25 protein-coding genes are annotated in these 22583 nt (G+C 41.0%); 7 read left to right on the top strand and 18 right to left on the bottom strand.

What is annotated here, in order from left to right; genetic code table 11:
- Window positions 1–55: 55 nt before the first annotated feature.
- The 10 genes from ABHN01_RS09920 to ABHN01_RS09875 all read right to left on the bottom strand — a co-directional run bounded on the left by ABHN01_RS09920 (window position 56) and on the right by ABHN01_RS09875 (window position 9573).
- A complete protein-coding gene (locus tag ABHN01_RS09920) occupies window positions 56–847 on the bottom strand; it encodes a glycosyltransferase family 2 protein (RefSeq protein ID WP_429875405.1) in 792 nt (263 codons plus the stop codon).
- 16 nt (window positions 848–863) lie between these two features.
- Window positions 864–1655: a glycosyltransferase family 2 protein gene (locus ABHN01_RS09915; protein ID WP_429875404.1), complete on the bottom strand. Its 792-nt coding sequence runs from the start codon at window positions 1653–1655 to the stop codon at window positions 864–866.
- A 143-nt stretch (window positions 1656–1798) separates the two neighbouring features.
- Window positions 1799–2419 (bottom strand): methyltransferase domain-containing protein, encoded by a 621-nt coding sequence (locus ABHN01_RS09910; RefSeq protein WP_429875403.1) that lies wholly within the window; start codon window positions 2417–2419, stop codon window positions 1799–1801.
- A 38-nt stretch (window positions 2420–2457) separates the two neighbouring features.
- A complete protein-coding gene (locus ABHN01_RS09905; protein ID WP_429875402.1) occupies window positions 2458–3141 on the bottom strand; it encodes a PIG-L deacetylase family protein in 684 nt (227 codons plus the stop codon).
- A 91-nt stretch (window positions 3142–3232) separates the two neighbouring features.
- A complete protein-coding gene (locus ABHN01_RS09900; protein WP_429875401.1) occupies window positions 3233–4219 on the bottom strand; it encodes a glycosyltransferase family 2 protein in 987 nt (328 codons plus the stop codon).
- 20 nt (window positions 4220–4239) lie between these two features.
- Complete coding sequence (gene galE / locus ABHN01_RS09895; protein WP_429875400.1) at window positions 4240–5259, bottom strand: UDP-glucose 4-epimerase GalE; 1020 nt, start codon at window positions 5257–5259, stop codon at window positions 4240–4242.
- A gap of 33 nt (window positions 5260–5292) precedes the next feature.
- Window positions 5293–6342: a glycosyltransferase gene (locus ABHN01_RS09890; protein ID WP_429875399.1), complete on the bottom strand. Its 1050-nt coding sequence runs from the start codon at window positions 6340–6342 to the stop codon at window positions 5293–5295.
- 236 nt (window positions 6343–6578) lie between these two features.
- A complete protein-coding gene (fabI, locus tag ABHN01_RS09885; RefSeq protein ID WP_429875398.1) occupies window positions 6579–7355 on the bottom strand; it encodes an enoyl-ACP reductase FabI in 777 nt (258 codons plus the stop codon).
- 136 nt (window positions 7356–7491) lie between these two features.
- Complete coding sequence (locus tag ABHN01_RS09880) at window positions 7492–7638, bottom strand: hypothetical protein (protein ID WP_429875397.1); 147 nt, start codon at window positions 7636–7638, stop codon at window positions 7492–7494.
- Between the two features lie 93 nt (window positions 7639–7731).
- Window positions 7732–9573: a monovalent cation:proton antiporter family protein gene (locus tag ABHN01_RS09875; protein ID WP_429875396.1), complete on the bottom strand. Its 1842-nt coding sequence runs from the start codon at window positions 9571–9573 to the stop codon at window positions 7732–7734.
- A 207-nt stretch (window positions 9574–9780) separates the two neighbouring features.
- Between ABHN01_RS09875 and rodA the strand changes: the two genes are divergently transcribed.
- Window positions 9781–10938, top strand: a complete 1158-nt coding sequence (gene rodA / locus ABHN01_RS09870; RefSeq protein WP_429875395.1) for a rod shape-determining protein RodA — start codon at window positions 9781–9783, stop codon at window positions 10936–10938.
- Window positions 10939–11009: 71 nt separating this feature from the next.
- Entirely contained in the window at window positions 11010–11747 is a 738-nt protein-coding gene (gene prpE, locus ABHN01_RS09865; protein WP_429875394.1) for a bis(5'-nucleosyl)-tetraphosphatase PrpE, read from the top strand.
- Between the two features lie 32 nt (window positions 11748–11779).
- On the opposite strand, the gene ABHN01_RS09860 is transcribed toward prpE, so the two are convergent.
- From ABHN01_RS09860 to ABHN01_RS09845, 4 genes are read right to left on the bottom strand one after another with little or no spacing between them, the layout of a single operon-like run.
- The gene (locus ABHN01_RS09860) at window positions 11780–12682 is read right to left on the bottom strand and encodes an RluA family pseudouridine synthase (protein WP_429875393.1); all 903 of its coding nucleotides are present in this window, start codon (window positions 12680–12682) and stop codon (window positions 11780–11782) included.
- A gap of 11 nt (window positions 12683–12693) precedes the next feature.
- Window positions 12694–13488, bottom strand: coding sequence for an NAD kinase (locus ABHN01_RS09855; RefSeq protein ID WP_290399784.1), 795 nt, complete (start codon window positions 13486–13488; stop codon window positions 12694–12696).
- A 26-nt stretch (window positions 13489–13514) separates the two neighbouring features.
- On the bottom strand, window positions 13515–14156 hold the full coding sequence (locus ABHN01_RS09850; protein ID WP_290399785.1) for a GTP pyrophosphokinase: 642 nt from the start codon (window positions 14154–14156) through the stop codon (window positions 13515–13517).
- Between the two features lie 27 nt (window positions 14157–14183).
- On the bottom strand, window positions 14184–14567 hold the full coding sequence (locus tag ABHN01_RS09845; RefSeq protein WP_429875392.1) for a hypothetical protein: 384 nt from the start codon (window positions 14565–14567) through the stop codon (window positions 14184–14186).
- Between the two features lie 132 nt (window positions 14568–14699).
- Here ABHN01_RS09845 and ABHN01_RS09840 point away from each other — a divergent pair, with 132 nt between their 5' ends.
- From ABHN01_RS09840 to ABHN01_RS09825, 4 genes are all read left to right on the top strand, one after another.
- Complete coding sequence (locus ABHN01_RS09840; RefSeq protein ID WP_429875391.1) at window positions 14700–15281, top strand: CYTH domain-containing protein; 582 nt, start codon at window positions 14700–14702, stop codon at window positions 15279–15281.
- A 57-nt stretch (window positions 15282–15338) separates the two neighbouring features.
- Complete coding sequence (locus ABHN01_RS09835; protein WP_429875390.1) at window positions 15339–15965, top strand: lytic transglycosylase domain-containing protein; 627 nt, start codon at window positions 15339–15341, stop codon at window positions 15963–15965.
- A gap of 197 nt (window positions 15966–16162) precedes the next feature.
- Entirely contained in the window at window positions 16163–16573 is a 411-nt protein-coding gene (locus ABHN01_RS09830) for a globin (protein WP_425589566.1), read from the top strand.
- Complete coding sequence (locus ABHN01_RS09825) at window positions 16570–17475, top strand: ClpXP adapter SpxH family protein (protein WP_429875389.1); 906 nt, start codon at window positions 16570–16572, stop codon at window positions 17473–17475. The genes ABHN01_RS09830 and ABHN01_RS09825 overlap by 4 nt, the downstream gene beginning before the upstream one ends.
- A gap of 305 nt (window positions 17476–17780) precedes the next feature.
- Here ABHN01_RS09825 and pepF read toward each other — a convergent pair whose 3' ends face one another.
- The 4 genes from pepF to mecA all read right to left on the bottom strand — a co-directional run bounded on the left by pepF (window position 17781) and on the right by mecA (window position 21628).
- The gene (pepF, locus tag ABHN01_RS09820; RefSeq protein ID WP_429875388.1) at window positions 17781–19598 is read right to left on the bottom strand and encodes an oligoendopeptidase F; all 1818 of its coding nucleotides are present in this window, start codon (window positions 19596–19598) and stop codon (window positions 17781–17783) included.
- Between the two features lie 34 nt (window positions 19599–19632).
- On the bottom strand, window positions 19633–20022 hold the full coding sequence (locus tag ABHN01_RS09815; RefSeq protein WP_429875387.1) for a hypothetical protein: 390 nt from the start codon (window positions 20020–20022) through the stop codon (window positions 19633–19635).
- Between the two features lie 200 nt (window positions 20023–20222).
- Entirely contained in the window at window positions 20223–20855 is a 633-nt protein-coding gene (locus tag ABHN01_RS09810) for a competence protein CoiA (RefSeq protein ID WP_429875386.1), read from the bottom strand.
- Between the two features lie 98 nt (window positions 20856–20953).
- A complete protein-coding gene (gene mecA / locus ABHN01_RS09805; protein WP_429875385.1) occupies window positions 20954–21628 on the bottom strand; it encodes an adaptor protein MecA in 675 nt (224 codons plus the stop codon).
- 272 nt (window positions 21629–21900) lie between these two features.
- Here mecA and ABHN01_RS09800 point away from each other — a divergent pair, with 272 nt between their 5' ends.
- Window positions 21901–22572: a TerC family protein gene (locus tag ABHN01_RS09800; RefSeq protein ID WP_429875384.1), complete on the top strand. Its 672-nt coding sequence runs from the start codon at window positions 21901–21903 to the stop codon at window positions 22570–22572.
- The last annotated feature ends 11 nt before the right edge of the window (window positions 22573–22583 follow it).

Here is a 22583-nt window from a genome sequence, read left to right as displayed (position 1 = left end):
AACTGAATAAGGCAATTTTTTTATACGGTTTGGAAAAGATGTCTAAGCAAAGTTGTTACTTAGGGATAAGTGAGCTCAATTCAACCCACCCGTTTTTATTTATTGAAAACTCGGGCTCAAACTTATTCCCCCATTTATTCAATGCATAATGAATATTCCATTTAATCATCTCGTTTAAGATAGCCTTCTTATTAACGGTTACGTTGTTGATATGTTTTCGATAATTATAAAGCATCTTATCAATCCATAAAATTTTATATTCATTAATCAAAAGGACATCCATGCGCCTGTCCTCAAGATAGCGTCCTTCAAATGGATCATCTGTTGGCCAGCCTCCTACTTTTTTTAAGGCGGATGTCCGGTAAAATCGGGGATAAGGAATGAAATTTTCCAACAAGAATTCATAAGGATCGTCAAAAGAGCGACCCTTTATATCCAGTATCTTATATAACACTTCACCATCATCGTTTTCTATTACGATTGTTTTTTTTCCACAGATCAATGCTACATCATCGGGCAATTTTTCTGCCTCATGAATCAGAATTTCAAGTGTGTTTGAAAAAAACCAGTCATCACTATCCAGCATTATGGTAAATGGCGTATCTATTAGCTCTAAACCAGCGTTTTGGGTTTTTGACTGGCCTAAATTTTTTTTGTTTTTTATTAGTAATATACGGGGATCGGAAAGAAAGTCTTGTATCGTCGATAAACTATCATCCATCGATGCATCGTCCACGATTACCATTTTCCAGCCTTGATACGTTTGGTTAATTACACTCTCTACTGCATTTCTTAAATACTTGCCAGGGTTATATGAGGGGATTAAAACCGTTACTTTTTCGTCCATTATTCACCATCCCTTCTTATTTAATCCGCTTTAACTTTTTAACTACTCTCCAACCGCCCCTAATGGTCTTAAATACCGGTTCATATTCATTTCCCCACCGGTGAAGAGCATCGCGAACGATCCACTCTACTGCCTCTTTGTAAACGTCTTTTTGATGGGTGGAATTCCCTGCATGAATTCTATAGTATAAAATGATTTTCGGTATATAGAAAAAACGGTATTCTTCTATTAACCGTAAAAACATACGAAGATCTTCTGCATGCCTGCCATTAAACGGATCATTAACTGCCCAACCACCCATCTTCTTTATCAAGGATGTACGGTAAAACTTTGGCCAAGGAATGTAGTTTGAAAGCAACAGGTCGTATTTATCCTGCTTGCTACCGTCCCATTCATTAGAAACATATCTGTACCTTTTTCTATTTCTCATTTCAGTCACTTCTATAACATCGCCAACAATCAATGCTACATCTTCAGGTAATTTTTCCGTTTTATCCACTAATAATTCCAGTGTGTTTTCTGGAAGCCAATCATCGGCATCCAATTGCATAAAGAATTCTGTATTTATTCTTTCAAGCCCCAAATTTTGTGACATGGATTGGCCTTCGTTTTTTTCATTCTTGATAAGTGTAATTCTTTGATCTTCGAGCAGATCTGCAGCATGGGACAAGCTATCATCTGTTGATGCGTCATCCACTAAAATAATTTTCCAATATGGATACGTTTGATTAAACACACTCTGTAAGGCATCTCTTAAATATAGTCCTGAATTAAATGAAGGTATTAAAATGGTGACTTCTTTATCCAACTACTTAAACACCTCTTAAAATTTATAATATCTGTAAATAAAAATATTCCTTGTTATTTTATATGCCTTTCATCAAATCCTGATTGTACTTACGTTTATATAAATTAAAAAAGAGCAATTCATCATTTGCTCTTTTTCATCCATTATTTTTTTACCTTTGCAGTAAGAAGCACCTGGAAATGGTCATCCTTAATCCCCAATATGGCTTCTGGGATCTCGTGAATGGCCAATCCATCAAGAAATGCCTTTGCTACAGCTACATTGCCAAATACATCGATCTCTATCTTTTCTTCATCAACGAGTTCATTCAACATCATCCTTAATGAAGTATCAGTAAATCTCCAATAATCACCATGAAAATCTGTTCGGCAGCTGGAGCTTATACCAGTAGTCGTTAACAGCAATGTCCCTCCTGGTTTTAACGCTTTTATTGTATGTTTTAATGCCATTTTAATGTCATATATGACATGAATGACCTGGGTTAGTATAATACAGTCAAAAACCTCATGAGGTATTTTTTCTCCCGTTGCCAAGTCACCTACTATGGTTGCTTCAGGTGAAGGTATGAGGTTTAGTACATCGCTTTTTGACACGTTCGTTCCATAAGCCTTCGTGTAATAATTGTCTCCTACTTCAAGAACATGGCCTTTTATCACTTCACGGTTATTCTCTAAAAAGGTCTCGATGTAAAATCTATCAATCGGTTTTCCGCGGTCAAATCCAAAATTTCTGCTTTTGGGTCTAATTGAATGGTTATTCAGCAAAAGGTCCTCCTTAATGACTTTTTTTCCCTGAAAGAATCTTAGAAAAGAAGTGCACGTAATATATAATATTTCTCAGCATATTGACACCCGTTCTCCATCCCTCTTTTTGCTGCCCATTTCTTAATGCTTTCTGGTGAGATAAGATGTTCGGTGTCACGTATCTGGGAAACATGCATCTTCATGGCTTCTACTTTCATATCTATTTTTTCACCAAGGTCTAAGAAAAGCTCACCTGCATTTTCCATTCGAGGATACTGCCAGACGATTAAAGGATATTCATACATAGCAATCAACTTATAATTATGACGCGGCTGTGGCCTTAAGCTGGCCATGCAGGCATGAAAAAGTGCCTTATGATCCTGATGAAAACTCGGATATGGAATGAACACCATTGAAGGTCTAAAGCTCGCTAAGATATTATCAATTATTGAGACCAGTTGTTTTTGCGGAACTGTGTCCAGGAATCCTTCTTTATCTTCAAACATTACTTCATAATCTCCACAACCCAGAAACGACAATGCATGGGACAGTTCCTTTTTTCTAATATCTGCAGTCACTTTCATTCCGGAATGAATGAATGTTGTTTCTCCAAGTGCAGCAATGACAACTTTTACTTGGTTCCCAAACCTGCATGCTCTCTCAATCAATCCTCCACAACCCAATACTTCATCATCGGAGTGTGGCGCTATAATTAATATCCGTTCCTTCCCACTGTTAAGCATCGTGCACCCCCGAAATCTAAATAAGTTGTATTAGTTTAATCTATTCAGAAAATTAAGGGGATGTATAGGCAAAAATCCACAGAGTTATACATTACACCATGATCCTGAACAAATTCTCGTTAAAAATCAATCCCTGCTGTTTTAACTGCTCATAAATTCCTAATAATTTATAACTGTTGAGAAAAATTACTGCATCAACCTTCCCTGTGCAATAAAGTTTATAAATTTTAGAACTTAAACTCCTATTATTTTTATAGTACAAATCATAGACTGAGAGAGAATTCTCGGTGCACGCAACATTTTTGAATTCTTTACATGTCCAGCGGTCACCGATGATAACAAAATGGGGTTTACGGTTTAAACGATCAGCCAAGTTTTTTTGAATATTTTTACTGGAAATCAGCCATACTTCATTAACCGTGTCCTGCCTTTTTAATCGACTAAGTGAATCCTGGTGTATTCGGTATTCATATAATACTTTAGGCAGTTTATGAAACGGTAGTATTTCAAGCATACGCATCCAAAGGTCATAATCATAAGCGATTTTATAGGCCGGATTATACCCGCCCAATTGATCAAAAACGGATTTTGAAAACATAACGGAACCATGGCATATAAAACTGGAAAAAAAACGATGTTCTTTTAAATGTTCACTGGAGGCATTATATCCTTCCTCTTCCATTAATAATAATTCTTTTGAGATGATTTCTTTTCCATGTATACAATGAATAAACGATCCTACCGCTGCTATCCCGGGATTTTTTGTAACATATTTTACCTGTTCTTCAATGCGATTTGGAAGACTGAGATCATCAGCATCTTGAATCGCAATCCAACTGCCGTTAGCTTGCTTAATTCCTAAATTTAGGCAATGCGCAGCTCCCTGATTTTTATCTAAGTGTATAATTTTCACCTTGGAATCTTTTATTGACTCAAGAATTTCATGGGTCCGATCAGTAGATGCATCATTAACAATAATTAGCTCTATTTGATGATATGTCTGATTTAAGATACTTTTAATAGCCTCTTCAACATAGTCTTCAGCATTGTAAACAGCCATTACAACTGAAACAAACATTCATACTCCCCTTTATCTGGTCATTTTTTATTAGTGAAGCCATAAAGATTGTTCTTCTGCCATTTCCAAGCATCAGCACACATTTCATCAAGACCCTTTTGTGCTTCCCAACCGAGTACTCTCCTGGCTTTAGCAGGGTCTGCATAACTAACAGCAACGTCTCCTGGCCGGCGGTCCACCACTTTGTAAGGTATCTTTTGTCCTGTTACTTTTTCAAACGCTGCAATCATTTCCATCACACTATACCCTTTTCCAGTCCCAAGGTTATAAGCTTCTATACCACTGCCTGCCAACACTTTATCTAGCCCCTTTAGGTGTCCTTTTGCAAGGTCAGTAATATGGATATAATCCCTTACTCCTGTACCATCTTTGGTAGGATAATCATTTCCAAAGATGTTAACTTCCTTCAATCTCCCGATAGCGACCTGTAAGATATACGGTGTTAAGTTGTTAGGTATTCCGTTCAGATCCTCCCCAATCCGGCCGCTTTCATGTGCTCCAACGGGATTGAAATATCGCATGAGAGCAATGCTCCATTCATTATCTGAAACATACAGATCTCGAAGTATTTCTTCGATCATCAGCTTCGTCCGGCCATACGGGTTGTTGGGACCAAGCGGTGCATCTTCTGCTATTGGCATTTGTTGGGTTGTACCATAGACTGCGGCAGAAGAACTAATCACCATATTTTTAACACCAAACTGCTGCATTGCCTCACAAAGAACAATCGTACCCATTACATTATTTCGATAATAATCAAGAGGCTTTTCCACTGACTCCCCAACTGCTTTTAATCCGGCAAAGTGAACGACAGCTTCAATCTTATACTCAGTAAAGACTCTTTCAAGTTCCTTTTTCTCTACAAGATCCACATGCTCAAATTTAAAATTTCTGCAGGCGATCTCCATTACTCGGTTGACTGATTCTCTTTTACTATTAGACAAATTATCTAACACGACAATGTCATAGCCTTTTTTTAACAGCTCTACACACGTATGGGTGCCAATATAACCTGCGCCTCCCGTAACTAAAATGGCCATGCTGCTGCCTCCAATCCAAAACGATTACGAGTGTTATTTATAATATCCTGCCCAAATTTTAAACAGGTTTTTATTCAGCTCTAGCCCTTTTTCCTGCAGTTTATAAAACAAGCTTATCAGGCTAATATCTTCCAAAAAAATAATCCCATCGATGTACCTCTCTTTATAAAGCTGTAACATATCATCATCGTCAAAATCTTTATAAAAATATCCTGATACATCTATCCTGTTAATTGAACTGACTTGTTTAAAATCCTCGCACGCCTCTTCTATGCCAAATACTATAAAACTTGGCTCTCTTTTATGCTTATCCTGTAATCGTTTTTTTATATGTTTAGATGCTACTAGCCAATCTTCATTCAACGTTTCCTGATTGTTCCGGCTGATCGAATCAGAATGGACACGATACTGATACAACACAATGGGTATTTTATGAATAGAGGTTCTCTCAAGCATCCTTAACCATAAATCATAGTCATAACATATTTTATATTGAAGGTCATAGCCGCCTATTTGATCAAAGATTGATTTAGAAAATAAAACGGATCCGTGGCAAAAAGGGTTTAAATAGAAACGATAAGCGTTTATTTGCTCTTTAGAAGATAGATGATTTCTGGTGGCTTCTATTTGCAGATTTCTCCTAGAAACTTCAGCATGACCAGAAATACATTCTATAAGAGAACCTACAGCGGTTACATCCTTATGTTCACGGATATAACGTATCTGTTCCTCTAACTTGTTCGGTAAACAGATGTCATCAGCATCCTGAATAGCGATCCACTCCCCTTTCGCTTCTTTAATGCCAATATTTAATGCATTTGCGGCTCCACCGTTGTTTTCAAGATGCATAATCTTTATTCGATCATCATTCAATGAATTCAAAATATCTTTCGTACGGTCTATGGATCCATCGTTTACAACGATTAATTCGAAATGTTTATAGGTTTGATTTAGGACACTATCAACAGATTCCCTTAAATAAACTTCACCATTATAAACAGGCATTACAACAGATACTAGCATAATACACATCTCATTCTCTTCAACAAAACCATCCCTCTTTCCAGATGCATTTTCATACAATCACTTTATGCTGTCCGCTTGTCCCCTGTTATTTATGCAGCTTTTTCTGAATTTCGCTGTCAAGAAACCTTTTTAATAAATAAGTCACAATACCATTTTTCATACTCATCATTTAAAGAGCATCACTGCAAAAAAAAAACCAGCCAATATACTGGCTGGCGGATTCATAATTAACACGAATGTAGAAGGTTTTTTCGGTATCTGTACCGATTAAAAAAATTAAAATATTAAAGGGATTAGTTCCCTAGAATACTATAGCCGCTATCGACATGAATGGTCTCACCAGTGATTCCGCGTGAGAGGTCACTCATCAAAAAGAGGGCTGTGTCGCCTACTTCTTCAGGCGTTGTCGTACGGCGAAGCGGTGCTTTTTCTTCAATCTGCTTAAGGATGCTGTTGAAGTCACCAATGCCTTTTGCAGCTAGTGTACGGATTGGTCCCGCAGAGATTGCGTTTACACGGATGTTATCTTTCCCAAGGTCACTTGCGAGATACTTCACACTGGCATCGAGTGAAGCTTTCGCGACACCCATTACATTGTAGTTCTGAAGGACTCGTTCTCCTCCAAGATAGGTTAGTGTCACGATGCTTCCGCCTTCTGTCATAAGGCCACGTGCTTCTTTCGCAACCGCTGTGAGTGAATAAGAGGAGATGTTATGCGCGAGCAGGAACCCATCTCTCGTCGTATTGAGATATTCACCCTTCAGCTCATCTGTATTCGCAAAAGCAATACAATGGGCAAGGCCATGGATCACACCGACTTCAGCTTTAATACGTTCAAAGGTTGATTTGATTTCATCATCATTTGTGATGTCACACGGCAGGACAAGAGAATCCTTTCTTTCGAGCGTTTCAGCAAGATCTCTTACGTTCTTCTCCAAACGTTCTCCAGCATATGTGAAGATCAGTCTTGCTCCCGCTTTGGATAAGGATTGTGCAATTCCCCAGGCGATGCTGCGTTTGTTGGCAACACCCATAATGACATATGTACGGTTTTCGAGTGATAGATTCATTTTGTAGTTCCTCCTTATTAATATGGCAGGATGTATTTTTCATTTGGACCATATTAGCAATTGTTATTAGTACCTAGTCCTAATATAAGTATAACAGATTTTATAAGAAAGGAAATACTAGAACTCTCTATCTTTTTCACCCTTTGCTCGTTTCAATATCTCGGGCTTCATAACCGCAGCCGGGACAGTTAAAAATGACGTTCTGGTTGGACTGGGCCGTAAGAACAGCGTCGATCTCTTCTTCTCTGTGGCACTGGGGGCATCTAACGATCGGCAAGGCCATTTTAAATCACTCCTTTCCTATTAGTATGGACAGATTTTCGTAGAAAAAGACGCACAGGCCAGCTATTTCATATAGCCTACCGTGCGTCTTCTTTTACCTTAATACATGTTTTAACTCTTTAATATGTTCCCCGCTTCCCGTCGCAATGAGCTTATCACCGAATAAAATCTCTGTATCGCCATGCGGGACAATGGAATCTTTGCCTCTGAAGATCCTTACAATAATGGCATCTCCAAAATGAGGGAAATTTCGAAGTGCTGTTTTATGATAATCCATATTCTTCACTGAAATCTCATAGAGAGAGTTGTCTTTGTGTGACAGAAAACTCGCGACCGACGGATTTTCAATCATCATCTTCAGAAGGACCTGTGAACTGAAAAAGGCTGAATACACTTCAATATTATGATCGGTCAATTCTTCCCTTTTCACTGGATCCTCAATTCGGGTAATAATGCGTTTAATCCCATAACCTTTTGCTTCTTGTGCAATCGACTCGTTCACACCGTCATCTCCTGTTGCAACGATCAAGATATCTGAATCAAAAGCACCGCTGTTTTTCAGCGTATCTGCAGAATAATCCTCCAGCTCAATGATCTCAAAGGACTCCAGCTGCTTCGGATCTTTTTCATCTTGTCTTGTGTGATAGACCTTCTTTTCATAACGTCCATTATCAAGTTCTTTCGACACAGGAAGCGTGAACTGGTTTGCACCGATAATCGCCAGTTTTTCTTTTCCATTTTCGATACTCTTGCGGGGCAGCAGCTTTTTAAAAAACACCGGAGTAATAATACAGCTGATGACTGCCGTTAAGATTAAAGCGGATGATGTCGTTGCATCAATCACCTTGATCCGTTCTCCAATTTTGGCTGCTGCGATGACAAGGGATAAGGTCGATGTTAATAAAAATCCTGATGCCATGACGGTCTTCCAGTCAAACCATTTTCTTAACACTAAAATAGGAACGAATTTAGAAACCAGGAGACCCAACAACAGCAGCGGAATTAAGACGAATACTTTTGGGTCCTTTATGACAGACACGAGATCGAGGTCAACCCCGACCATGACAAAAAAGATCGGAATTAAAAATCCGTAGCCAAAGGAATCCAGCTTATGGACCATATGCTGGTTCGGGGAAAGAAGAGAGACCAAGACTCCCGCCAGAAACGCTCCCAAAATGTTTTCTGCACCAACAGATTCAGATACACCAACAAGCACGATGATCAGCGTAAATACTGCACGGGTATCGATCTGCACGGTTCCTTTGGAGAGCGTTTCAAGAAAAGTATGATGGCGCATGTAGTTTCCGATAAAATACAGAATGATTCCGGCACCAAACAGGATGAGAAGCAGCCACATCTGTCCGCTGTCCCCGGATTGCAAAGAAACAAAGACAGCAAGCAGGATCATGGTGACAAGATCTGCGATAACAGCGATCAAAAGAATAATCTGCCCAATGGCAGTCTTTGACAATTCCTCTTCCTTTAAAGTAGGTACAACAACACCTAAGGATATTGTCGAGATGATCAGTGTCATAAAGAACGCATTATCTGTAAAACCGGTCCAAACAAAGACGATGGACAAAACAAATGAGATAACAAAAATCAGAGCAAAAATAATAGTAGAGACAGCCAGCCGATTCGGTTCTGTTTTGCCATTCGGCAGTTGTTTCTTATCGCTACTCGCTGCAAAGACCGAAAAGTCAATTTCAAGCCCGCTTAAAAACATTAAAAAGATAAAGCCGAGCACAGAAAGAATATCTAGCCATGTTCCTGCATGAACAATATCAAATCCACTTTTACCGATGATGATGCCGGCAATGATCTCGGCTACCACAACGGGTAAAAACCTGATCTTAAATTTGTTGAGCAGAATTGGGATAAAGAATGCTGTTAAAATGACGATGACGAGTGATGAAATAGAAGCATGGCCTCCCATAGTTACCTCCTTTTTTTCAGTAAGTACTTATTTACCCAAGATGTATTCGATAAAAACTCCTTATATATCATTATGCACCACATAATTTCGTCCACTATAAAAAAGAAGTAAAGCAATTGTCAAATTAATGTCCACCTTTTCAGTATGCAAACCTCTCATTTTTCGGTAAGATAGAACATGTTATCCGAGATAAGGAGTATGAATGAGATGGAAAATAACAGGCAGTCCCCGCTGCAGCAAATTGATTATAATTTAATATTTTTACTGTTTCTTATGATATGCATCAGCTGTATGGCTATATACAGTGCACAGGAAATCGCACAGTATGATTCCAATTTCGTTATCAAACAGCTCATGTGGTATGTGATTGGTGCTTTTGCCATTGTAGGTGTAATGGTCCTGGACTTTGACCAGTTTAGAAAACTATCATGGTATCTGTACGGTTTCGGCATCCTGCTCTTAATCGGGATTGTAATAGCTCCTGAATCACTCGTTCCGAACATTAACGGTGCAAGAGCTTGGTTTCGCTTCGGCCCCTTTGCTCTCCAGCCCTCTGAGCTGATGAAGGTCGCTTTGATTATCACAATCAGCAATACCATCGCCACCCATAACGAAAAATACATCGTGAGAACGCTGCATGAAGATTTGTTGCTGATCGGAAAGATTGCGCTGATAGTGGCGCCTCCGATGCTGCTGATCCTGATGCAGCCCGATCTTGGTACAAGCCTGGTCTTCATCGCCCTTACATTAAGTCTGATGCTGGTATCCGGCATCCGCTGGCGGATCATTTCTGTGATTATATTAATTGGAGTCCTGTTTATCACCTTGCTGGTTTGGATCTACTTTACATTCCCGCAATTTTTCCTGGATCACATTCTGGATGAATATCAGCTTGAACGTTTTTACGCATGGCTTGATCCATACGGCCACAAAGACGAAGGGTACCACATCCGAAATGCCTTAATGGCCATCGGTTCAGGTCAGCTCTTCGGTAAAGGATTCACCCATGGTTCTGTGTATCTGCCTGAAGCACAGACAGATTTTATCTTTTCCATCGTTGGAGAAGAATGGGGCTTTATCGGTACGAGTGTGCTGATCTCTCTATTCTTCCTAATGATCTATCGAATGATCAATACAGCGCTAGAAAGCAACGAAGCATTTGGTAGTTACTTATGTGCCGGTGTTATCGGGATGATCACGTTTCAGGTTTTCCAAAATATTGGTATGAACATCCAGGTCATGCCGATCACAGGTATCCCGCTCCCGTTTATCAGTTACGGAGGAAGTTCAGTTCTTGCCCAAATGATTGCCTTTGGTTTAGTCCTTAATGTCCGTTCGAGAACAAGAAAATATATGTTTGAGTAAAACACCTGTGATGCAGGTGTTTTTCTTTTCTTTCCTGGTTATAGTAAGTACAGATAATCGAGGTGAAGAGCATGAACTATGATATCATCGGCGACATCCATGGCTGCTGGGATGAATATTATCAACTCACCCAAAAGCTGGGATACGCCTGGAAAAATGATCGGCCAGTACATGAAGACAATCGGAAACTTGTGTTTGTCGGTGATCTCACCGACAGAGGACCCCGTTCAATCAAAGTTATGGAACATGTTTATCAGCTATGTAAAGACAAACAAGGTTTGTATGTTCCAGGAAACCATTGCAATAAGCTGTACCGGTATTTCTTGGGGCGTAACGTTAAGATTATGCATGGCCTCGAAACAACAGTTGCAGAGTTGAAGGAACTCCCAGCCGATGAATTTAATAGCGTTAAAAAAAATTTTATGGAGCTCTATGAAAGCTCGCCCCTGTACCTTTTACTCGACCATGGCCAGCTCGTGGTTGCCCATGCAGGGATCAGGGAAGATCTAATTGGCAAGAGCGGAAAGAAAGTCGAAAGCTTTGTCCTTTATGGCGATATTACGGGGAAAACGAATCCGGATGGAACACCAGTCAGAAAAGATTGGTCCAGCGAATATCACGGACAGGCTTATATCGTGTACGGCCACACTCCTGTTTTAGAACCGAGAGAAATCAACGGGACCATCAACATTGATACAGGCTGTGTATTTGGCAATCGCCTGACCGCCCTTAGGTACCCTGAAAGACAAACAGTGTCTGTTCCTTCTTCTATGAGGTTTGTAGAGGAAAAATTCAGGAGTTTTACATAGGTATAAAAAAAAAGCCCATCAAAAGGGCTTTTTTATTGTTCTCTCATATTTCCGAAAAGCTGCTGCAAATCTTGCGGAAGCGGTGCATCTACGTTCATCAGCTTCTCTTCAAAGGGATGAAAAAAAGATACTTTCCAACTGTGAAGTGCCTGACGGGCGATCAGATCGATCGGTCCGCCATAGAGATCATCCCCCAGCAGAGGATGGCCGATATGTGACATGTGGACTCGGATCTGATGGGTTCTTCCCGTTTCGAGCTGAAGAGAAACGAGGGTATTTCCCTCAATCTCTTTAACCACCGAATAATGGGTCACTGCTTTTTGTCCCTGTTCCGTGACCATTCTTTCCACCAAACTATCTTCATTCCTGCCGATAGGGGCGTCCACTGTCCCGCTGAGACTCTTAAAAAGACCTTTCAATCCAGCCAGGTACGTTCGATTGATCGCCTTCACCTTCTGCTGCTGAGAAAAAAGGGAATGTGCAAAACGATGTTTCGCGATCATGAGAAGGCCTGATGTATCTTTATCCAGACGATTCACAGCATGAAAGGTGCTGTGAACTCCCTCCTGTTCATAATAAGAAAGAACTCCCTGGGCCAGAGAGCCTTTTGTTTGATAACGCGAAGGAATGGTTGGAAGTCCTGCTGGTTTGTTTACGATGAGAAGATGCTCATCCTCATAAAGAATATCAAGGGGCATGGGGACGGGGTCCATATGGGAACTAACTTCCTCGGGCGGAAACCGGACTTCAACCTCGTCCCCGGTGCGCACATGTTTTCTGACAGTAGAAGGCTCTCCATTTACGAGAAGCTCCCCGCCTGTAAACTTAATATCAGCGAGTGCACTTTTTGAAATCTTTTTATGGACCCGCAAAAACTCACGAAGCAGACCAGCTTCGTCTTCTTTAACGGTCCATGTTATGGTAAATGCAGTCATAATTTCTCCTGTTAATCAGTAACGAACGCTTCCTTCACCCTTTTCCAGAATGGGAAAGGGCGGAATCGGGCAAACCGGATCTTTTCCTCCGCTACCCTGCACTGTATCGATTTCACTTTCTTTTGCAGCAGAAACAAATGGTCGATCGTGATGTGAAAATCTACATCGTTCACAGGCTTCAGCATGCATGTATGATGCTGAGGAAGCACCAGGGGAGAACCGATGGTACGGAATACCCTGTTATTGATGGATGCCATCTCTGAGAGCTGAATGGAAGGGAGAGATGGATGAATGATCGCCCCTCCAAGTGCCTTGTTATAGGCCGTACTTCCTGAAGGAGTTGAAATACAGAGGCCGTCCCCCCGGAACGTTTCAAACAGGTCGCCTTTGATCTCCACATCCATCACGAGAGAACCTTCCCCGCTTTTTACTGTACATTCATTTAGAGCAAGATAGCTTTTTTCATCGACATCATCCAAATAGCGGACGGTCACTTCAAGAAGCGGATATTCTACAATCTGGTATGGAGTCTTTGCAATATGAATCACTAGCTTTTCCACTTCGTCAGGTACCCAATCGGCGAAAAAGCCCAGATGGCCGGTATGAATCCCTACAAATGCCGTCTGATCGATCCGATGGACATAATGGTGGAATGCATGCAGCAAGGTGCCATCACCGCCAACGGTAATGACAATATCCGGTTCTGTTTCATTGTATTGCAGCTCGAATTCCTGCAGATAGGTTTTTATTTTTTGTTTCAGCGTGTTTGATTTTTGGTCGCCTTTTGAAATAATGGCAAATTTCACGTATGGATCACCTGCTTCTGAAGAAATTATGTAGAAGGATTGGAGCCTTTTCCAGCATCTGTTCTTTCAGAGAACACGATTTGAGCCTCCTGAACTTCTCCTCTGATCTCAGCCATCTCTTCGTCCAGGCGGCTTGCGGCTTCTGCTGCCCGCTGAAGACGGAGCTGGATATCTTTCGGGATTCGTCCATGATATTTATAATTTAAAGAATGCTCAATGGTCGCCCAGAAATTCATCGCCAATGTACGGATCTGAACTTCAGCCAGTAAGGGCTTCTCACCTTCTAGAGTCTGTACGGGATAACGGATGACCAGATGATAGGATCTGTAACCGCTGGGCTTTTTGTTAGTAATATAATCCCGCTCCTCAACAATTTCGAAGTCTTTGCGGTTTCTAAGCATATCGATGACTTTCTTAATATCATCCGTAAACTGGCACATGATGCGCAATCCGGCAATATCCTGAATCTCTTCTTCTATTTTTTCAAACGGAATATTCTTTTGCGAGGCTTTGTTCAAAATAGAGTTAATAGGCTTTACCCTTCCTGTGACAAATTCAATCGGTGATTGCTTCGTGGTCTTCTGAAATTGTTCCCGGATTCCTCTGAATTTTACTTTTAATTCATCTACTGCTTGTTTGTAGGGGGCGAGAAGGGTCTCCCAATCCATTGCCTCATCCACCTTCCTCTAAATACTTTACTTGCTGTTCACTGTAAATGATCGATCTACAGCTTTAAGCATATCGTCACCATAATTGCTGTTGTCTTTAATATTTTCGAGCAGATAAGACAGTTCAGCATGCAGGGAAGACAGCTCGAAAAAAGTGTCCTCCTCAGCCTTTTTTAAAACAACGGGAAGTTCATTCACCAATGCTTCATTTAATTGACCCCAAACCGGCTCAGGCAGACCGATATAAACGAGGTCGTCCTCTGACTCCATAACATAGATAAATGAAAGCTGATCTGAATCAACAAGCATCCTGCTGCCGTCTTTCCATTCAGAAAAGCCTTGTCCCTCCTCTATGCTGAGCGTTAGTTGTTCTCCTGTAACTGCTTGACTTACGTTGTGTCTGATTGCCATGCTGTACCTCCTAAAACAATTATTCTACTCTTTAGTTTAACATAATTATTGAGTCAGTTTGTCATTTGAGAATCAAATAAGGCTGTGTCATAATGGGTTTCTAGCAATACATACGATGAAGGAGTGCTTGATATGCAGCAAGAAATTGAAATAGAGTTTAAAAATATGCTGACACCTGATGAATTCTTTCGGTTATCCAATGAGCTTTCACTAAGAGAACAATCTTTTGCCACCCAGACCAACCATTACTTCGACACCCCTGATTTTTTACTTAAACAGCACCTCGGTGCACTCCGAATCCGCGAAAAACAAGGTTCCTTTGTTTTAACGTTAAAACAGCCGCATCCGGAAGGACTGCTGGAAACCCATCAAAACCTCAGCGAAACAGAGTACAAGGCATTCATGAATGGAGAAAAATTTGTGGAAGGGCAAATCTATTCCATACTTTCGGGCCTAGGTATCGAACCACAAAACGTCCATTACCTTGGGACACTGACAACGAAACGAGCGGAAACAGAAACGGCTGGCGGGATTCTTGTCCTTGATGAAAATCAATACCTTTCCATTACCGATTATGAACTTGAATACGAAGCAAAGGAACGAAAACAGGGAGAAGCAGATTTCCACCGTTTTTTACAGGAGAAAGGAATACCCGAAAGAAAGACACTTAATAAAATCCAGCGGTTCTTTGAAGCAAAAAGCAGCGAACTTTAATTGTTTAATTCTTCCTCATTTGATATGATTATACATATAGATTGAGGAGAGAACAAAATGAAAATAGATACAATGAAATGGCTGATGGAAATCCAAGCCCTTCAACAGCTTAATGTTAATGGAACAGCGCCCACTCATGGATCATCACCCTTCGCTATGATCCTGCAGCAATTAAGTGAAGCGGCTGGGTTTGATCAGCCTGCTGCAGCTCACGTCATGCCGGCGATCAGCACACCGGCTATGCCGGCTGTTCCAAACACCCAGTCATTAGAGCACCATCATTCCATCTCATCCGCTCCGAAAGATATCGATTCTATCATCGAGAGAATGAGCTCTAAATATGGCGTAAATGCTGGCCTCATCCGGTCAGTCATTCAGCAGGAATCCGGTTTTAATCCTTTGAGTAAAAGCCCTGCTGGTGCTATGGGATTGATGCAGCTAATGCCTGCAACGGCAAAATCATTAGGCGTACAGAACCCTTATAATCCCGAAGATAATATTGAAGGCGGAGTTAAATACATAAAACAGCTGCTTGAACGTTACGATGGGGATGAAAAACTCGCACTGGCTGCTTATAATGCCGGTCCGGGAAATGTGGCCAAATATGGAGGGATCCCGCCTTTTGAAGAAACTCAAAACTATGTGAATAAAGTGATGGAATCTTACCAGACAATGAATGCTTGACCGCCCTTTCGATTGGGGCGGTTTTTTCATGGGCTCCTTCGGCAATCCTATTGTTTGCTAATCCTGCTATACCCTTGCTACAATAGGGTTATCAAGTCCGGCACCATTTAACCCTGAGGATTTTTTATGTGATCATCGGTCACCCAAATCCCAGTTCTGCAACCGATTTTGTGAAAAATGTTGAAGGAGTTTTCACCATGAATGAAATGGATATGACCCCATATGAACATCTGGGCGGAGAAGAGGTTCTTACAAAAATGGTGACAAATTTTTACCACCATGTTAAACAGAACGAAGTCCTGGCCCCCCTTTTTCCTGATGATCTATCTGAAACTGCCCGTAAGCAGATTCAATTTCTTACTCAGTTTCTTGGCGGTCCATCATTATATACGATGGAACATGGGCATCCTATGCTTAGAGCACGGCACATGCCATTTCCAATCACAGAACGCCATGCAAAAGCTTGGCTTGAATGTATGGGGAAAGCAATGGATTCTGTTTCCCTTGAAGGACCTCTGAGGGATTTTATCACCAGCCGTCTAACCATGACCGCTTATCATATGGTAAATACGTCCGATGATAGCCATGGAAAGGAGAATAACTCTTGACACCTTTTGAAGCCGAATATCCTTATGAAGCGAAGCACAAGGGTAATCTAAGTGCTTCCAGCTGTCATAAGCCCTTGGAATTATACTCTGTCATTGACCCATTATGCCCGGAATGCTGGGCATTGGAACCTATTTTAAAGAAGCTTCAGGTTGAGTATGGACAATATTTCACATTAAGGCACATCATTGGCGGGAGATTGGAATCCCTAAATTCTTTTAGACGGAAAGGCCAGCAGTCCGCTGAACGCATCGCAGACCGTTGGGATAAAATCGCAAATCGGACGGGTATGAGCTGTGACGGTGATCTTTGGTTCGAAGATCCGATCCTGGCTCCCTACCTTGTATTCCTGGCCATAAAAGCAGCTGAACTGCAAGGAAAGCAGTCAGGAAACAAGTTTTTGCGCAAACTGAGAGAGCAATTGTTTTTGCAAAAGCAGAATATCTCTAAAGAGGAAGCACTCTTTGAAATCGCAAAAAACGCTGGGTTAGACGCTTATGAATTCATTAAGGATATGCATTCACAATCAGCGATAAAAGCCCTCCAGTGTGATAGGAAATTTGCAAATGAGATGGAAATTGACGAGATTCCTACCCTCATCATATTTAATGATAAAGCTGAAGAAGACGGGATAAAAATTGCCGGGAGCTACCAATATTCAATTTATGTAGAAATCATTGGTGAGATGCTCGGGTTTCATCCAGAACCCAAGTCCCCTCCACCGCTTGAGGAGTTTATGAGAATTTATCGGTTTGTGGCTACGAAAGAACTTTCCGTCGTGTACAACATGGCACCGAGCGAAATTGAAAAAGCCATGAAGAAACTTGTTCTTCAACAAGTGGTTGAACGTGTTCCGGTTAAACACGGTACATTCTGGAGATACAATACATCACAAACGGGCTGATGAACCTTTCCCTAAGGTTCGTCTTTTTATTGAATAGCTCTGGACTTCCTTGAATACAATGGAGACAAGGAGGGACTCCATGTTTTTATTCTTTTTTACACTGTCTTTGTTGTTTATTGCCGGCTGTTTTTATTTTTTTCTTCTGTCACTGTTAAAAATGATCTCTCTCGCACTTTCCGTTCCTCTGCTTTTTCTTTCCATCTTTCTTTTTTTATTGTGTATCAACTACCGAAATAAATTGAAAAGACCTTTCCACAATTAAAAGAGCTCTTTACCGGGTCTGCCGATAAAGAGCTCTTTTCATTTTATTTTTCAAATAATAAACTTTCCATCTCATCCAATATTTCTTCAAAGACTTTTAGCGCATCCTCAACTGGCTTAGAGGTCGTCATATCAACACCCGCTTTTTTCAGTACTTCGATCGGATAATCAGAACTTCCAGCTTTCAGGAATTCGATGTAACGGGAAACCGCACTCTCTCCTTCTTCCAAGATCTGTTTAGAAAGGGAAGCGGCCGCACTGAAGCCTGTTGCGTATTGATACACATAGAAATTATAATAGAAATGTGGAATTCTTGACCATTCCAGGCCGATCTCTTTGTCGATGACCACATTTTCACCAAAATATTTAACGTTTAGGTCGTAATAAATCTTGGTGAGAAGTTCTGGTGTTAACGGCTCCCCGTTCGCTGCTTTTACATGGATTGCCTGTTCGAATTCGGCAAACATGGTCTGACGGAATACCGTTCCCCTGAAGCCTTCCAAGTGATGGTTCAACAGATACAGCTTTTCCTGCTTGTCCTTAGTTTTGTTCAGCATATAATGATTCAATAATGCTTCATTGCACGTGGACGCTACTTCAGCTACAAAGATGGAATAATCAGCGTAAGGATAAGGCTGATATTCTCTCGTATAATAGCTGTGAACCGAGTGCCCGATCTCATGTGTCAATGTGAAAAGGTTATTCACATTATCCTGCCAGTTCAGCAAGATATATGGCATCGTGCCATAAGCACCAGACGAATATGCTCCGCTTCGTTTCCCTGCATTTTCATGCACATCAATCCAGCGTTTTTCGAAACCTTCTTTTACAATATTCACATATTCTTCGCACATCGGTTCCAAGCTTTCAAGCACAAGTTTTTTCGCTTCCCCGTATGGTACTTCCATCTTCACATCCTGCACAAGCGGTGTATATAGATCGTACATATGAAGCTCATCCACATTTAAAGCACGCTTTCGGATGTCCACATAACGGTGCAGCAGATGAAGATGATCATTTACAGTTTTGACCAGATTTTCATATACTTCTTCGGAGATATTATTGCTGTGTAGAGCAGCTTCCCGGGCAGACTCAAATTTTCTTGTTCTGGCAAAGAAATTATCTTTTTTCACCGTGCCTGCCAGTGTGCTTGCAAACGTGTTTTTAAATGTATCATACGTTCCATATACCGCTTTGAACGCACCTTCCCTCACACGCCTGTCACTGCTTTCTAAGAAGCGTATATACCTGCCGTGTGTAACTTCAATTTCCTCCCCGTTCTCATCTTTAATTTCAGGAAATTTAAGGTCCGCATTGTTCAGCATTCCGAATGTTGTGCTGGCACTTGCTGTTACTTCACTGACATCAGCAAGGAGAGCTTCTTCCTCTTTAGAAAGCACATGCGGCCGCTGGCGATTGATCTCATCCAGGGCATGCTGATATAAATGCAGATCTTTATATTCTTTTACGTACCCTTGAATGACCTCTTCCGGCAAAGACAAAATTTCAGGAACCGCAAACGATAGTGAACTGCTAACCTGTGTTGCGAGATTGGATGCACGGTCATTCAATCCTTGATAATATGAATTCGTTGTGTCTTGATCGTACCTCATATGGGCGTATGTATAGAGCTTCCCAAGCTTTTTTGTGAGCTCGTCCTGTTTTTGAAAAAAATGATACAGCGTATCTGCTGATACACCAAGTTTTCCTTGAAACTTCTTCAATTCAGGCAACAATCCTTTTATTTCATTAAATTCTTCTTCCCACTTGTCGTTCGTTTCGTAAATGGCTTCAAGATCCCATGTATCCTGCTGTGGTAATTCTTCCCGTTTCGGAAGAGATTTTGATTTTGTTTGAGCCATGCAGCGGCACCTCCTGCTTAAATTTTGTGCATACCTACATTTTACCAGAAAACAGAATATTCACACCATGTTTTAGCCCTGCCTCCATCAAAATAAAATCATTGGCGATTGCCTTGTCCATGGTATTTGGAAATACGGGATCCTTCAGCTTAACAAAATCTTTTTTTCCAACTCGCTTCATCACTCCATAAAAACAAAGGAGTTCAAGATATTGCATGATAGCAAATGAATAATGCACACCCTGAATGAGAGGCAACTGCCTTGGTGTTATGAGCCTTTTTGAGACCAACCATTTAAAATGGTTAAAAACATCCGAAAACGTAACAAGTTCTCCAATTGGAACAGGTACAACCGAGGAAAGGAGTACGTAGGACTGCCAGACAAAGGAAGGTTCATGCAGGGTATAAGCATAGGGAACCGGCATCCCTGCTTCAGAAGGGAAATAAGCGATAGCGGAACGATGTTTGAGGAAGAGGATTTTTAAACGGTGATATGTCTGATGGTCTTGTTTGAAGGCATGGAGCCTCCACTGTTTTTTCCTATGCAGCCAGGATTTAGCCTGAAATAATGCACCGTTCTTATTTGGGGGAAGATGGTGAAAACCTGTTTTAAAAGAATAGTCGCTCAGAGGAATAGAATGAAGCTTTCCATACACACGTGTGGATGTAACGGGAACAATAGAGGAAAGATTGTAAACTTTGGCTTCATCAGGACAGAAATATAAAAGAGAGGGCAATGGATGACGTGACGAGTCGGTCCGTGCGGCCAGCCAATCAAACGAATGGATTTGAAACGTGGAGGCGTTAGTCTTTTCAGCCTTTTTTTACTTAAGATCCAGACAGGTGTCAGCCCGCAGTTGATGTAGCCTTTACAGCGATCAATAAAAACCGGAGCCGGAATAGTGGAACATTGAAATTCGATGGAACCGTCGGGCGGGATGAATAAATCGGGGCGCTGGGAGATTTCCGAGAAAAAGGGTTCCAGAAGTGTATCTGGAAATTCTTTAATGGCCTGTTCGTACAGAAGCTTTTTGCCAAGAAGGTGGTAAATGGATTCTCCGCTCGACAGGATACAGTTCGATAAACCGGGGAGGTGGGAAAAATGCCAGATCTTCAAATTTCCTGCCTTTATTCGAACTTTTTCTTTGCAGTGAGGACAATAAAAACCGCTTTCATTTTGTATAGACTTCAGTTTTTCTCTCGTATACCCCGCAAGAAGGTTGATTCTTTTACCCGTTATCAAATGGGCAACAAGCATAGCATCACCTCTTTTTTTCTTATTTTATGGTAAATAAATCCTTTTTACAAGGAGTCTCAAATAAAAACACCGATTCCAAGTTTGAAATCGGTGCATTCTTACAATGTAAAGTGAGCTGAAATGTCTTCCAGCGCCCGCTCAGCAATAATCTCTTTCCCGTACTCTTGAATTCGATGAATGGATGCATCTGAATCTGAGCCATACTCAAGCAGTTGAGACAATAAGTCATCCTGCTCACGGTCCGTTGTTTCAGGATTGAACGTAACATACAAGTAATATTTATTATCAAAGTGGTAAAGGGAATTCGCGAATAATGAACTGTCAATATTGTGTGACAGCATGATCATATCTTCAAAATCACTGAAAACTAACAGAAAGGACAAGTAGTCTTCGTCTGCAAGCTCGATATCTTCTATTTCCTCTTGATCATCCGCAGTAAACTGCTGATCAAACAAATTCTCAATGTTCTTATCAACAGGAAGATCGATCTTTTCATCTCCAAGAGGAAGCTCAAGCTTGGTGCCGTCTTTTGACATTTGAGCTCTTGTTACGATAATTTCTAGCCCTTTATCCAAGGCTTGCACCTGAATCCACAATGGGCCTTCTAAAGGAAATTGTTCCTGCTGATGTGCTTCATCCATCATTTCCCAGAACAGTTCTTCCCCCCGCTCACGATTAGACCAGATTTCTTCACGGTCAAAACCCCTGTCTTCAATATCTCTATACGTTATAAAAAATTTAATTGTAAATTCATTGACTCTTTCTATTTCCATTTCGTTCTCTCCCTTCTAACCGTATTGTAACCTATGAAGGGATAATTTCCCCTGGGTATGATGTATTGTCACTTTTTCCTAAAAAAAGAAAATTCAATCCATAGCTGGCTCATTCTTGTACTTCTATTCTATGACAAAACATCAAAGTTGGAAATAAAAATGCTGACCATTTTCGGCCCTTTTTTTAAGAATAAATGGTCTTTATTTGAAAGAAGTTTTGTACATTTTAACATACATCGTTTTGTTTAGCACTTGAAAGGGGTTTTTCTTTCGTGGATACAGATTTTGTCCTGGCCCTCATGCAGATCATCGCCATCGACGTTCTTCTTGGTGGAGATAACGCAATCGTTATTGCTCTCGCGAGCCGCAACTTGCCTGAACATCAGAGGAATAAAGCGATTTTTATTGGAACTGGCCTCGCCATCTTCATCAGGATCATCTTAACCATCCTGGTTGTCTATTTGCTGAAGATCCCTTTTCTTTATGTGGCTGGAGGAGCGCTTTTGATCTATATCGCCTTTCAGTTGATTGTACATGAGGAAAACGATAACAATATTAAACCAGGGATGACCTTATTTTCTGCGATCCGCACCATTGTTGTCGCCGACATCGCAATGGGTCTTGATAATGTACTGGCTGTTGCCGGTGCTTCAAAAGGATCGGTCCATCTTGTGATTATGGGACTCATTATATCCGTTCCGATTATTATATGGGGCAGCAAGGCGATCCTTCTTCTTATGGAGCATTTCCCGCTTCTTATCTATTTTGGTGCTGGCATTTTGGCCTACACCGCTGGCGAAATGCTCACATCAGAAAAAGAGCTTCAGCCCTTCTTTCACAAAAACCCGAACTTAGAGGCTGGTCTGACCACCCTTGTTGTGACGGGAGTTATATTGGCCGGTCTTTTGTCCAATTACATCCATTCACGTAAACCAAAACGGTAAGATAAAAAAAG

It is taken from the genome of Fictibacillus sp. NRS-1165, assembly GCF_050468105.1.
GTDB classification, from domain to species: domain Bacteria; phylum Bacillota; class Bacilli; order Bacillales; family Fictibacillaceae; genus Fictibacillus_C; species Fictibacillus_C terrinigri.
Note: the sequence above shows the minus strand (reverse complement) of the source record. Positions and strands in the feature narration are given on the sequence as shown.

What these genes read in the sequence shown, in the direction of transcription:
- ABHN01_RS09900 (WP_429875401.1), bottom strand. Translation starts at nt 4,219, where the DNA reads ATGTTTGTTTCAGTTGTAATGGCTGTTTACAATGCTGAAGACTATGTT.
- ABHN01_RS09835 (WP_429875390.1), top strand. Translation starts at nt 15,339, where the DNA reads ATGAAAATAGATACAATGAAATGGCTGATGGAAATCCAAGCCCTTCAA.
- ABHN01_RS09880 (WP_429875397.1), bottom strand. Translation starts at nt 7,638, where the DNA reads ATGGCCTTGCCGATCGTTAGATGCCCCCAGTGCCACAGAGAAGAAGAG.
- ABHN01_RS09830 (WP_425589566.1), top strand. Translation starts at nt 16,163, where the DNA reads ATGAATGAAATGGATATGACCCCATATGAACATCTGGGCGGAGAAGAG.
- rodA (WP_429875395.1), top strand. Translation starts at nt 9,781, where the DNA reads ATGGAAAATAACAGGCAGTCCCCGCTGCAGCAAATTGATTATAATTTA.
- ABHN01_RS09815 (WP_429875387.1), bottom strand. Translation starts at nt 20,022, where the DNA reads ATGCCGGTTCCCTATGCTTATACCCTGCATGAACCTTCCTTTGTCTGG.
- mecA (WP_429875385.1), bottom strand. Translation starts at nt 21,628, where the DNA reads ATGGAAATAGAAAGAGTCAATGAATTTACAATTAAATTTTTTATAACG.
- fabI (WP_429875398.1), bottom strand. Translation starts at nt 7,355, where the DNA reads ATGAATCTATCACTCGAAAACCGTACATATGTCATTATGGGTGTTGCC.
- ABHN01_RS09850 (WP_290399785.1), bottom strand. Translation starts at nt 14,156, where the DNA reads ATGGATTGGGAGACCCTTCTCGCCCCCTACAAACAAGCAGTAGATGAA.
- galE (WP_429875400.1), bottom strand. Translation starts at nt 5,259, where the DNA reads ATGGCCATTTTAGTTACGGGAGGCGCAGGTTATATTGGCACCCATACG.
- ABHN01_RS09875 (WP_429875396.1), bottom strand. Translation starts at nt 9,573, where the DNA reads ATGGGAGGCCATGCTTCTATTTCATCACTCGTCATCGTCATTTTAACA.
- pepF (WP_429875388.1), bottom strand. Translation starts at nt 19,598, where the DNA reads ATGGCTCAAACAAAATCAAAATCTCTTCCGAAACGGGAAGAATTACCA.
- ABHN01_RS09810 (WP_429875386.1), bottom strand. Translation starts at nt 20,855, where the DNA reads ATGCTTGTTGCCCATTTGATAACGGGTAAAAGAATCAACCTTCTTGCG.
- ABHN01_RS09840 (WP_429875391.1), top strand. Translation starts at nt 14,700, where the DNA reads ATGCAGCAAGAAATTGAAATAGAGTTTAAAAATATGCTGACACCTGAT.
- ABHN01_RS09920 (WP_429875405.1), bottom strand. Translation starts at nt 847, where the DNA reads ATGGACGAAAAAGTAACGGTTTTAATCCCCTCATATAACCCTGGCAAG.
- ABHN01_RS09905 (WP_429875402.1), bottom strand. Translation starts at nt 3,141, where the DNA reads ATGCTTAACAGTGGGAAGGAACGGATATTAATTATAGCGCCACACTCC.
- ABHN01_RS09845 (WP_429875392.1), bottom strand. Translation starts at nt 14,567, where the DNA reads ATGGCAATCAGACACAACGTAAGTCAAGCAGTTACAGGAGAACAACTA.
- ABHN01_RS09860 (WP_429875393.1), bottom strand. Translation starts at nt 12,682, where the DNA reads ATGACTGCATTTACCATAACATGGACCGTTAAAGAAGACGAAGCTGGT.
- prpE (WP_429875394.1), top strand. Translation starts at nt 11,010, where the DNA reads ATGAACTATGATATCATCGGCGACATCCATGGCTGCTGGGATGAATAT.